This is a genomic window from uncultured Kordia sp. (assembly GCF_947489565.1).
Taxonomy (GTDB): domain Bacteria; phylum Bacteroidota; class Bacteroidia; order Flavobacteriales; family Flavobacteriaceae; genus Kordia.
On record NZ_CANLEA010000016.1, the window covers coordinates 68,814 to 82,669 of the forward strand.

The window sequence follows — 13,856 nt, forward strand, 5'->3', positions numbered from 1 at the left end:
TATTTTTCTTTTTTGCAGGTATTTCTTCATGTTACATTAAGAATTAGGTTGGGGTAAATGTTCTGTTAATTTTCTGGAAGTTGCTCCATGATTTGATAGGTACTAAAATTCAAGAAGTTTCCAGGATGCGCCAATACATTTTGTATGATATACGGCGTATCAGGAGTTGTCCCTGAATATTGTGTTTTTCCATCTAAGTCTACATCATGAGTATTATATCCATTGATGACATAGGTTGGAAAGTTTAAGAAGTTTCCGGGAGCATTCAATACGACAGATAAGATACTTGGTGCATCTGGTGTGGTTCCTGAATATTGAATTATGGTATCTCCGTTTACATTTCCACTCCACATTCCCGCTTTTCCAGCAGGCATTCCAAAGGTTGTTTGTGGGTTTGATCCAAAAACATTTTGATTTGCAGCTTCTGTAAAGTCAACCGTTGTAGGAAGTCCTTCCAAAAAGACAACATTTGTACTGGTCATGATTCCTAAGTGATTTCTATGTTTTATAGCAATGTGATAGTTTCCTTCTGGAACTACAAAACTGATGGTTGAAACTCCATCTGTATTTACAACATCACCATCGCGTTGTAGCAATGCGGATTGACTTGCGATTACAGTCGTATTTGTTGTACCGTCACGTAGTTCTACCCAAACCCAATCAATAATCGCATTGATTCCCGTGACATCAAACACTTCTGCTCTACAAGTCAATCCATCAGTATAAGGACTTTGAATTGGGATCATATCTGCGACACGTAAATCATCACGCATTAGATTTTCTTCTCCCATAATTGGATTGATTGAAGCTCCTTGCAACAATACTTTAGGAGCTACTTCAATAGGGTCTTTTCCTTCTACGACAAAATCATCTAGCACAATTCCTTCTTCTGTAATGACACTATCTGACACCAATCGCATTCTAAAAACGATATTATTTTCATTTGTTAAATCGGTTTCACCAATCAAAGCATTTTCCGTAAAGTTATACGCGTATTCTGTCATTGTTGTATTTGCACCTGTCCATTGTCCGCCAGGGCATCCTGGACAGCCGTATCCATTTCCATCATCATTATTATTGTACCAATTTGGCTGACTGTTCACAGTTCCTAAATTCTCCCAAGTTTGGCCTCCATTTAAGGAATATTGGACATTTGCCCAATCCCATCCTGTTTCTAGCATATATGCCATTTGAAATTTTAAAACCGGATCTATGATTTGCGTAAAATCATAACAATTTGTTACTAAATAGGCTTCAACATCTGTTGGGTAATCTCCTGATAAGTTTGTCGCGTAGGCTTGTGTTCCTGTAGCCACGCTATTTAAAGTTCCTCCACTTGGTATACCTCGTTGCCAAACTCCATTTTCAATGATGAGTTCATCTTCTTGATTTTCGAAAGAGTTTGTCATATTAAAATCTCCGGAAGCATTGACACTAAAGTTTTGCGAGCGAACATTGTTTCCCGTATTTCCATCATTTGTGATTGTAGCATTTACATCTAGTGTAAATGTCCCTGCGCCAACACTAATTGTTGGTAAACTAATCGTTGCTTCTTCATTAGATTGTAACATTCCAGTCCATGTGTAGTTATAAGTTGTGCCACCAGTAACTCCATACGTGATATTTATCTCTGTGATATCATTGATTCCATTACTTCGCACTTGTATTTGTGGTGAAATATCTCCACAGTTTATAATAGCGCTTGTAGGGTTTGTAATAGCTCGTAGGCTTACGTCGTTTTGTAGTAATTGAATTGGAATCGAAGAACGCCACAATCCACGACCATAAGTTGCTGCCGTGATCGATTGATCGTCTAGGTTAATTTCTATGTCTCTGATATCTGCATTTGGAAGATTTATTAAGAAAGGTTCCCAGTTTGGACTACTATCATCCAGCCTGTACACTCCTAAATCTGTAGAAACAAAAATTGGATTTAAAGGGTGATCTGCTTGATATTCTATAGCATTTAGAAATTCTCCAGAAGGTAAATTACTTGTAATATTTGTCCATGTATATCCTCCATCTATTGTTTTGAAAACCCCTTTATTTGCATAATCTCCATCGGTAGTAATCCACATAATATCAGGATTTGTTGCATGTATTTCTATATCAGAAATTGCATTTCCTACAACATTGGTATCAAAGTCATAGGTTACACCACCATCAGTACTTACCCGTAGATTTTGATGTCCAGAAGAAACAATTCTCATTGGATCAGAAGGAGCAACTATTAATTCGTCTGTATATCCTGGCAACGCTCCAACCAAATCCCATTCATAGGTGGTTTTATTTAACCTAAACAAGTTACCCCAAGCAGCATATACTTCTCCATTGCCGTCTGTTGCCATCGGTGTTTCAAATACTCCTGTCCCTGCATTACCAGGTTTAAACACAGTCGTAAAAAACCCGTCAGCTCTATTAGACACATACAAGCGATCTCCATCTTGTAATAAACCATAATAAGTATCATCGTCTGTAGGAGCAATTACGGAGTTAATTCCATCTCCAGGGTGATATCCTCTCCAATCACCATTTACTCCCAAACCAAAACCTCCATTGTCTTGTAATCCTCCACAAATGTTGTTGATATTACCTTGTGCAATGGCTACATTAAAAAATTCTCCAATTTGCAAACCTGTACTATGATCTTGAAATGAAGCTCCATTGTCTATCGTAGAATAAATTCCTCCATCACTCGTACAAAACATACGTCCGTTATGCGCTCGAAGCGTATGAATATCCGCATGTGTATACGCTGGTGTTAGCTGATCCCAACGGTTTAATTTATCCCAAGTCGTTCCTCCATTTGCAGAGCGCCAAACGTCCATTGTTCCTACATATACCTCATCTGCATTCGTGTCTGATACACCTATTGCCATATTGTACCAAACTTGCCAGTTTCCAATGAGTGTAAAGCTGTCAGTATTTCGCAAACTAAAGCTGTCTCCACTATTGGTTGATCTGTAAATACCATGTTCTCTTCTGTTTGTTTCATCTACAGAAAATAGGTACACATAATTTGCGTTTGCTGGTGTCACATCTATTACCATACGATGTGTATTGGTAGGCACACCATTGGTTATTTGCGTAAAGTTCACTCCGCCATCGGTAGATTTGTAGAATGCAGTTGGACTTACAGCATATACCGTTTGTGCATCTCCAGGCTTTATCCTTAAATCACGAATATTTTCTCCTGCTAGAGTTTGTGTCCAAGTCACTCCTGCATCAGTAGTTGTGTATACTCCATCTGTCCCTGAACAAACTAATTTGTTAGAGTTTGTTGGATCGATAAATATTTCACTTAATGCTCTACTTCCATTTATGGCACTTGTGTCTAACCCTGTAGCTGACCAAGTAATTCCTCCATCGGTAGATTTGTATACACCAATTGATGAAGCGTATACATATACAGCGTCATCATCTCCTGTAGTGATGTATATTGTATTGGAATCGTTATGATCTACCGCAATAGCAGATACACTTACACGCGGTAAATCATCTGTCAAAGGTGTCCATGTACTTCCTGCATCCATCGTTTTCCACAATCCGCCTCCTGGTGCTCCAACATACCATATATCACTATTATTTGGATCGATAGTAATACAGTTTAAACGTCCCATTCCAGCAGGTTGCGCATTTGCTTGTGTATAATCATATGGACCAATAGGATACCAATTACTTTCATCTGCCATTCTGTTTGTATTGACAAAAGCTCGGTTATCTTGCCAAGCTTTCTGCCTGTCATCTGCTGATGGTAGATATCCATTTTCATCTACACGAGAACTCCAAATGTTTTCAAAACGTTTGAAAGGTTTGTATCCGCTACCTTTTTCATTTTTATCATGCGTAAGCCAATAGGCTTCAAAAGCTTGCTGAACTTCTTTGAACGTTGGTTTTTTTCCAGTTCGTTTTTGTTTCGTATTCAACTCCTTCATCCAAGGAGCATTCTGATTGTATTGCGCCAATAGAAGTACACTTGAAAGCATACATATCCAAAATGTAATTTTTTTCATTTTACTTGGGGTTTACGTTAGGTTAGTTAGCCATTTATATATGATAGATTGTTGTTTTATTGTTTGATAAGGCGTTTTACCACCATAGTTTTTTTACCTACTATTTTGACGATATATATCCCATTAGAAAAACTTGATACATCTATTTCTTCTCCTTCATATTCAGGTTTGTGCAAGATTTCTTGTCCGTTTAAATTGTAAATGGATATTTGTTTCGATTCAGAAATATTTGCTATTTGAAAAGAACTCGTAGTTGGATTAGGGTATAAAATGATATTTGTAGCATCATTGTTTGTACTGAATTCTGGCGTACTTAGTGTATTTCCTAGTAACATCCAGAGTTCTGTTCCATGCATATTGTCATCAGCTGTAAAGTAGAGTGTATCTTCCCAAATCAACATGTTTTGAATGTTTGAAGATTGATTGTATCTTGGTTTAATGTCATACACCATCGTAAGATCAGTTCCGTCATAGCGCCACAATTCGTCTCCATGAGTTAAATCGGTAGCTTTCATGTATAAGTTATTGCCTAATACAATATAGGATGATGAGTTTGATGAATTGGAACCTACGCGAATGTCTTTGATCATTGTTGGAGGATTTACACCATCATATTTCCATGGTTCATTACCATTTATACCATCATTTGCTCTGAAGATTAATTCATTATTAAAAACTGTCAATCTTCCAGGGCCAGAACCTTCTACACCGGGTTGAATATCGTATTCAAGAGCGGGAGGATTTACACCATCATAACTCCATAATTCAGTATCATAATTAACTCTACTTGCCGAGAAAAACAGCTTATTATTAAAGAGCGTTAAATTTGATGGATACGATGAATTTGCACCATTATTTATATCGTGAACTAAACTAAGTGTTGTTCCGTTATATTTCCATAATTCAGTACCATGAACACCATCTTGAGCAGCAAAATATAAGTTGTTATCATACTCAAGCATTGTATAAATATAGTTGGATAAAGTGCCTGGGTTTAGGTCTGAAATCATTGTTGGCGGATTTACACCATCGTATTTCCATAGTTCTGCTCCATGAATTCCATCATTTGCTATAAATACTAATTCATTATTAAAAACAACCAAATTTAAAGGTGATGAACCGTAACTTGTATTAATATCAGCTACTAAAGAAGCAGTTGTACCATCGTACTCCCATAGTTCTGGGCCATGAATTCCATCGTTTGCAATAATCATGAGTTTGTTGTTGAATGCTATCATTCCATCAATGTTGGAACCATTCCCTGGAGTTGTATTAATATTTTGCGCTAGAGTAGGTTGTAACATTGCATCGAGTTTCCATAATTCAGCACCTTCATTTTCTGTTCTAGCTGAGAAATATAATTCACCGTTATATTCAGTAAAATACCTTGGACTACTGTTATTACTACCTACATAGATGTCCATTAACATTGATGCATTCGTTCCATCAAACGACCACAGTTCTTCACCATGAATACCATCATCTGCTTTAAAAATTAGATGATCATTGAATACAGCCAAATTAGCTACTGAAGAACCGTTTGTGTTTGCATTGATATCGGCAATTTGAGAAGTTTGAGTTCCATTGTACACATACAATTCTTCCCCTTGAACTCCATCATTTGCAGCAAAATACAAATGTCCATTCCACGTATATAAATTTCGAGGACTTCCATAGCCATTTATGTGAATGTCTTCAATCATAGAAAAACTAGTCCCGTCATGAACCCATAATTCAGAAGCGTGTATTCCGTCGTTTGCAGCAAAATATAAAGCACCATTATACACATAGAAATCTGAAGGATATGCAGGATTTGCATCTGGTCGAATGTCTTGTAAAGTTACGTTTACACCATCGTACATATACAATTCATCAGACCATATAAAAAATAGATTCGAACCTAATGCGACCAAATTATTTACATAAGAACCTGCATTCCCAGGATTCACATCTATAGTTGTAAATGAAGTTCCGTTGTACTGAATGATTTCATAACCATTTACACCATCATCCGCAGTAAAATATAAATGTGTATTTGTTGCAACTAATCCACTTGGAAATGAACCTGTTGTTCCTGTAAGAATATCTTGAACTAAGGTTGTTGAAGTGCCATCATATTTCCATAATTCAAAATCGTTAGCATTTCCAGCTGCTCTAAAGTATAGTTCGTTTTGAAATATCGTAAATTGACTTGGTCCACTATTACTCCCAACATTAATATCGCTTACTAGTGAAACTGTTGTTCCATCAAATTTTAATAGCTCGTTTCCAAACGTAGGATGATTTCCGCTAAAAAGAATTTCATTATTGTATACTGTTACTTCTTGGGGAAATGTTGAATATGAACCCGTATAAAAATCGTGAATAACAGGAGGATTCACTCCATCGTACGTCCAAATTTCAGTTCCATGTACCCCATCATCAGCCGCAAAACATAATACACCATTTAAGTCTACTAAATCTCTAATATTAGGATCATCGTATGACGTATTGATGTCTGCAACCATCGTTGTTGAAGTACCGTCGTATTTCCAAAGTTCATTTCCGTGAACACCATCGTTTGCTATAAAGTATAAAATACCATTTACAACAATTAAATCTTTAGGATTAGAACCATTCGTTCCGTTCCTAATATCCATCACCATTTGTGGCGGATTGGTTTCATCATATTTCCAAAGCTCAGTTCCATGAATCCCATCAGAAGCACTAAAGTAGAGTTCGCCATTATATTCAATAAATTCCTTTGGACTCGCTCCGTTTGTGATTGTATTGATGTCTTGCACCATCATTGGTTCTTGCGCATAACTAAAAGAAGTTAACGCTAGCATCCATAAAACGCATGCTATTATTTTGTGAGTGTAGGTCATTTTTTCCGTTTAGAATCTGCTTATTAAATATCCATTAAAACCACTTTCGCCAACAATACTCCAAGTTGTATCATCCGAAGAATTGACAATTACTGCAACTGTATCATTTGCATTCAATTTTAGCGTTCCACTAATGTTCAGTGTTACAAATCGATTTCCAGATTCTCCATCCATAATAGCGTGCATACCATTGTCTAAACTTGTAGTTCCGTTGACTCCAAAGAGCAATCGCATCCATCCTGTTGTAATACCATCGAAACGAATTTGTGCACTGAAGTGATAGAACCCATTTACGGGCGCTGTAAACTCACCTGTAGTTTCATTAAAATGATTTCCATTGTCGTATAAATATTCTGGTAAGGCTGCATCAGAAGTTCGCCAACCTGATACAATACTAAAGCTTCCTGCCCCAGAAAGATTCAGTGTTCCATTTAAATCTGCTGAAAATGCTGGTAAATTGTTTACGGTCAGTGCATTTGTAGTTACGCTCGTAGCTTGCACATCTGACGTCCAAGAAGGCGTTGTTCCATTTGTTGATAATAGTTTTCCTGCTTGTCCAGATTGTGCTGGTAATTCTATTTCATTCGTTGGATCTGAATCAGCGTCATTTTTGGTTGTCCAAGTGTAATTACCACTTCCGTCAGTTTGCAATACTTCTCCACTATTTCCTCCTGCTGGCAATGTTGTTCCAGAAACTGGCACATCTATCCAAGAAACTGCACCAGCACCATTGGTTTGCATAATTTGATTGGCTGTTCCATCTTGAGAAGGCAATGTAAACGAAGCGCCTGCTCCTGTATTATCTCCATCAATGGTTAATTGACCGTTTAAAGTCGTATTTCCATTTTTAGTCATGACTAAGGCGTTACTTCTGGTAATATCAGAACTACCATTACCTATGACAAATAAAGGATCTGTTGCTACATATATGTTATGGCTAGTAGACGCAAAACCTTCGCTATACATTCCTATAGTTTGCTGTGCAAAACTTGTTGCTTGTGAGCCAACACCTAATCCTACAGCATACGTTCCAGAAACACTATTGTTTGTACCTAATGCTATAGAAGAAGGTCTTGATGCAAGGTTGTTATATCCTGCCGCAAAAGCATTTTCTCCGTTTGCGACATTGTAACTACCTACTGCCGCAGCTCCTATATTGCTAGCAATAGAACCACAACCGAAAGCTACTGAATAGTCTCCTACGGTATTTGTATCCCAGCCACCTGCATAACCATCACTTTGTGCTGCCGATCCTGCTCTAAAAGCGCCTTTACTTTTATCAAAAAACAATCTTGATTCATCGCCTGAATTATCTATTCCATCATCATTTAATCGTATACTTCCAAATACAAAGTCATCTGTACTTACCGTTCCGTTTGCATTACTGGTTACATTTGCTGTCGTAGAAAAAGTATTCACTGGTACCGTTGGAGCATTTACCCAAGAAGTTGCACCCGATCCATCTGTTGTTAGTATTTGATTTGCAGTTCCATCTTGTGCTGGTAATGTATAAGATCTTCCTGCTCCTTGATTGTCCCCATCTATGGTTAACTGACCATTTAGAGTAGTGTTTCCATTTTTAAGCATCACTAAAGCATCACTTCTGCTCGTTTCATCAAATCCATTTCCTATAACAAGTAAACGATCTGTAGGAACTTTTATTAATGCATTTCCTGCTTCTGCAGTATTTAAATATCCAATAGTAACTTGACTTCTAGCTTCAGCTGTTAAATTTTCTCCTGTAGAGAAAGTGGCAATTCCTGTGATATTATTATTAGCTCCAAAAGTTGCAGAGGTTGGTCCAGAAACCGTGTTTTGGGTTCCCATAGCAAAAGATTGAAAGCCGCTTACAGTATTTTTAGTTCCAAAAGCAATGGATCTAAGTCCAACGTTGGAGTCGTCCCATTCAACACCTTCAGCAAACCCAGCTCTGAATGCTCCTTTACTTTTATCAAAGAACATTCTTGTATTATCATCTGTCGTATTTATGTCATCTGCTAATTGTGTACTTCCAAAAACAAAATCGTCTGTAGCAATTGTCCCAGGCGCATTGCTAGTAACGTTAGCTGTTGTTGAGAGTGCTTTATCTGCACTTGTCGTTGCATGATTTGCATACGGTACGCTCATTAGTTGTGAGCTTCCAATGATAACATAGGTTGATCCGCCAGTAATATCTACAGCAGTTTCTAACCAATAGTTTTGTGCGCTCCAATTTATAGAACTAAAAGTATCTGTAGTTGTTCCTGATCCAATAACCAGATTAATAATACCTTGTGCATTACTCGTTGTTGTATGTGTTTCTGTGTAGATTGTATTTCCTGCAGCACTTCCTTGTAGTAACTTGATTTGAACTCCAATAGATTGGTTATTTACTAAAGCTCCTGTATTATCTCTGACTGCTGCTTGATAATTAAAATTTTGAGCATGCGAAATACTCAGAACACCTACCATAAAAAATAGAAGTAGCGTAATTTTTTTCATTTGGTTTGAGGGTATTATATGATTGTTGTTGCTGTTTACCTAGAAAACTCCCTGCTTGAAAAGTATCAAATACAGGGAGTTGTCATTATTTGCGAATTAATTAAAGTTTATTTACTAAATATCCGTTGAAGCCAGATTCTACTTGAAGTGTAAAGCTTGTATCTCCTGTAGATTCTACAAATACAGACACATAATCTCCAGCACTTAATTTTAAAATTCCACTTACATGTTGTGTGTCCCAATTAGCGGTTCCTGCATCCGCATTTCTAATTGAATGTAAACCGTTTCTAAATCCTTGCTTGTTACCATTTTTCACAATCATTAAACGTGAATATACAGAACCAGAAGCGCCGTTAATTGCATCGATTCGTACTTGTGCTGAGAAGAAATACAATCCATCTACTGGAGCTGTAAAACGTCCATTTGTAAGATTTAAATGGCTTCCATCATTAAAGAGATCAGTATTTACGGAACTATTCCAATTGCCTACTTCTTTTTCTCCTGCACTAGTATAAGCTGTAGCGTTAGACGTTACATTGAACGCTGGTAAACTTGGTATTTTTACACTAGTAGCTTCTACGGTATTTGTCCAACTAGGATTTGTTCCATCAGTGGTTAAGAATTTCCCTGATTCTCCTGATTGTGAAGGTAATTCGATTTCATTTGTTGGATCGCTATCTGCATCGTTTACGGCATCTGTTACCCAAGCATAATTTCCTGAGCCATCTGTTTTTAATAATTGTCCGTCAGTTCCTCCACTAGGAAGCATGGCTCCCGTAGCAACTGCTGCCCAAGCAACATTTCCTGCTCCATCTGTAGTCATCACTTGATTAGCAGTACCATCTTGTGCAGGTAAGGTATATGCTGTTCCTACTCCTTGGTTGTCACCATCTATTGTTAATTGACCATTTAAAGTGGTATTTCCATTTTTAAGCATTACTAAAGCATCACTCCTTGGCGCAGTACCATTATCTGCATCACCATTACCTATAACAAAAAGTCTATCTGTACTAACCCAATTATTCAAATCCCCTGCGACTAATGTATTATATGTTCCTATAGTAATTTGTTCTTTTGATTGTGCAAGTACCCTATAACCTATGGACGTAGAACGCAAGCCATAAGTAGAAGCTGCATGACCTATAGCTACCGATTCATCTCCTATAGCAGAAGAAAATGTACCTAAAGCTATAGAAGCACTACCTTCAGCAAATGGTCTTCTTCCTAATGCAATAGAAAATTCTCCAACACTAGCATCGTCCCATTCGTTTATTTCTGCAATTCCAGCTCTAAATGCTCCTTTACTTTTATCAAAAAATACTCTTCTGTCATCATCAGTTGTTCCTGTATCGTTTGCCAATTGTGTAGATCCAAATACAAAATCGTCTGTAGCAATTGTTCCGTTTGCATTGCTAGTAACGTTTGCTGTTGTAGAAAACGCAGACATTGCTGCCATTGGAGCATCTACCCAAGAAGCACTTCCTGATCCATCTGTACTTAGTATTTGATTTGCAGTACCATCTTGTCCTGGTAATGTGTATCCAGTTCCAGCACCTTGATTGTCGGCATCTATTGTTAATTGACCATTTAAAGTTGTATTTCCATTCTTCAACATTACTAAAGCATCACTTCTGCTTGAACCCGTAGTACCATTACCAATTACAAATAAACGATCTGTATTAATCCAACCTGAAGCATCAGGTGTTCCTCCGTGTACAGTATTCCACTGACCAATAGTATGTTGAACAAATGATTCTGAAGTTAATCGGATACCAGAAGCTAGTGCTCCGTTCCCCGTTACTGTATTACTGTCTCCTAAAACTGAAGCTCCATATCCTGAAACGACATTAGATATACCTGCCGCAAATGTAGCAGATCCAGAAGCTACATTATTACTTCCGAATGCAGCAGATTGAAATCCAGTATTTCCTTCACTCCATTGAAGCCCTGTAACTTGACCAGCTCTAAACGCAGCTCTACTTTTATCAAAAAAGATTCTACTGTCATCATCTGTACCAGAAACACTTGCCACTTGAGCACTACCAAAAAGGAAGTCATCATTAACAGTGTCTCCATTGGCATTGCTTGTTACATTTGCTGTAGTTGAAAACGCGCTAGTTCCTGTTGCATCGTTTACCCAACTATATACGCCGTTTCCATCTGTACTTAATATTTGTCCATTAGTTCCTCCTGCAGGTAATGTTGCTCCTCCTGAAGCATCTGCCCAAGATACATTTCCTGAACCGTCTGTAGTCATTACTTGGTTAGCATTACCGTCTTGTGCTGGTAAGGTATATCCCGGTTCCATTTCTTGATTATCACCATCAATAGTTAATGTACCGTTTATGGTTGTGTTTCCATTTTTTAATATTACTAATGCGTCAGAGCTATTTATTCCTTCAAAATCAGAAGTTCCATTACCTACTACTAATAAACGATCGGTTGGCACATGCGCATTTGCATTACCAGCCACAGCCGTGTTGAATTGCCCAAGTGTTGTTTGACCTCTAGACTCTGCAGTAATGGCATATCCTAAAGCAATTGATTCTGTTCCTGAAGCGTTTGTGTTTCTACCTAATGCTACAGCGTAATTACCCGAAGCAATATTATTATCTCCCATCGTCATACTATAAAATCCTGAAGAAACATTTCGTTGTCCTCCTAGTGTAGAAGCGTACCAACCTGAAGCGACATTTCGCTGTCCAAATCCAACAGTAAAAGGTCCTACATTGGCATCATCAAAACCTCCAAAACCATCTACTTCGTTTCCTGCTCTGAATGCTCCTTTGCTTTTATCAAAGAACATTCTAGAGTTGTCATCTGCTCCTGTAAGATTGTCTAATTGCGAACTACCAAAAACGAAATCATCCGTTGCGATCGTTCCATTTGTATTACTCGTTACATTGCTTGTTGTTGTGAAAGATGCTGCTGCTGTTTGGTTTACCCAAGAATATACTCCTGAACCATCTGTGCTTAATATTTGTCCCATAGATCCGCCAGTTGGTAATTCGTTTGGAACATCTTGCCAAGCGACAGCAGTTCCGTCTGTAGTTAAAAATTTACCTGCTTCACCTGTTTGAACAGGCAATTCAATTTCGTTGGTTGGATCGGCATCTAAATCATCATTCGTTATCCATGATAATGCTCCTGAACCATCTGTAGACAATACATATCCATTAGTTCCTCCATTTGGAATGGCAGAAGCTGCTGGTGTTACCCATGCAACATTTCCAGATCCATCTGTTTGCATAATTTGATTTACCGTTCCATCTTGTGCTGGCAACGTAAAAGCTCTTCCGGCTCCTTCATTATCACCATCTAAGGTTAATTGACCATTTAAGGTTGTATTACCGTTTTTAAGCATTACTAAAGCATCACTGTTTAATGCTAAGTTGATGTCTTCTTGCCCATTACCAATGACAAATAAACGATCGGTTGGCACCCATGTATCGGTTGAACCAGAAACAAAGTTACTATATTGTCCTAATTGGATTTCTGCCATCGAGTTTGCGTTTAATTGTCGCCCAATTGCTGTAGAATTTATACCATATGCACGTGCATTTAATCCAAAACCTCTTGCATAATCTGCAAAGCCTCCTGCATTTAACCCGAAGGCAAAAGCCTCATTTCCTGTTGCATTGGCGTTACGACCCATAGAAAAAGAGTTGCGTCCGCTAGCAACTCCACCTTCACCAAAACCTACAGAGTAATCTCCTACATTTGCTTCATCCCATTGAGTTGTTTGTGTGTATCCTGCTCTAAAAGCGGCTTTACTTTTATCGTAAAACATTCTATTTCCAAAGGCTGCATTAAAGGAACCGTTATTGTCTAATTGATGAGATCCAAATACAAAATCGTCTGTTAGGTTGTTTCCGTTTCCATTGCTTACTACAGTTCCTGTTTTTGAAAAGATTCCTGCATTTCCAGCTTCGGCACTATTTAGCGCATACATTGCATAGGGTACAAATTGTAGTTTAGAAGTTCCTACTTGTGTATAGTTACTTCCGCCTGCAAGATCTACTTGAATATCAATCCAGTGGTTTTGCGTACTCCAATCGATTGCTTGAAAATTAGCTCCTGATGTTCCGTCTCCAACTGGAAATGTAATCACTCCTTGTGCATTAGAAGTTACGGTGTGGACTTCGTTATACAGTACGCTTCCAGAAGGACCGCCTGCAATAATTCTTACTAATACAGTCATTGACTGATTTGTTGCTGGGCTTCCAGCGGCATCACGCACAACCGCTTGATAATTAAAATTTTGCGCATAACCCAAAGCACAAAACAATAATGTCATGATAAGTAGGGTAATTTTTTTCATAATACTGATATTTCTTGTTGTTTATGTAGTGACAGCAAAAAATTTATATACCCTATTTTTTTACAGATTTTTTTAACCCGACTCGTTTTCATAAAAAAAGAGACCCTCTAAAAAGTTTTCAAAAACGTCATACTGAACTTGATTCAGAATCTCACACTACTGATTTCTAAATTG

At 37.8% G+C, this 13,856-nt stretch carries 4 protein-coding genes; all 4 read right to left on the reverse strand.

Features of this window, described 5'->3' with window-relative positions:
- Positions 1 to 65: 65 nt before the first annotated feature.
- The 4 genes from Q0845_RS19950 to Q0845_RS19965 all read right to left on the reverse strand — a co-directional run bounded on the left by Q0845_RS19950 (position 66) and on the right by Q0845_RS19965 (position 13,682).
- A complete protein-coding gene (locus Q0845_RS19950) occupies positions 66 to 4,013 on the reverse strand; it encodes a hypothetical protein (protein ID WP_298516981.1) in 3,948 nt (1,315 codons plus the stop codon).
- 56 nt (positions 4,014 to 4,069) lie between these two features.
- Positions 4,070 to 6,880, reverse strand: coding sequence for a T9SS type A sorting domain-containing protein (locus Q0845_RS19955; protein WP_298516982.1), 2,811 nt, complete (start codon positions 6,878 to 6,880; stop codon positions 4,070 to 4,072).
- 9 nt (positions 6,881 to 6,889) lie between these two features.
- Positions 6,890 to 9,361 (reverse strand): hypothetical protein, encoded by a 2,472-nt coding sequence (locus Q0845_RS19960; RefSeq protein ID WP_298516984.1) that lies wholly within the window; start codon positions 9,359 to 9,361, stop codon positions 6,890 to 6,892.
- A 100-nt stretch (positions 9,362 to 9,461) separates the two neighbouring features.
- On the reverse strand, positions 9,462 to 13,682 hold the full coding sequence (locus tag Q0845_RS19965) for a hypothetical protein (protein ID WP_298516986.1): 4,221 nt from the start codon (positions 13,680 to 13,682) through the stop codon (positions 9,462 to 9,464).
- Positions 13,683 to 13,856: the final 174 nt, after the last annotated feature.

Bases quoted from the DNA above. Each gene is read 5' to 3' on its own strand.
- Q0845_RS19950 (WP_298516981.1), bottom strand. From the start codon at position 4,013: ATGAAAAAAATTACATTTTGGATATGTATGCTTTCAAGTGTACTTCTA.
- Q0845_RS19955 (WP_298516982.1), bottom strand. From the start codon at position 6,880: ATGACCTACACTCACAAAATAATAGCATGCGTTTTATGGATGCTAGCG.
- Q0845_RS19960 (WP_298516984.1), bottom strand. From the start codon at position 9,361: ATGAAAAAAATTACGCTACTTCTATTTTTTATGGTAGGTGTTCTGAGT.
- Q0845_RS19965 (WP_298516986.1), bottom strand. From the start codon at position 13,682: ATGAAAAAAATTACCCTACTTATCATGACATTATTGTTTTGTGCTTTG.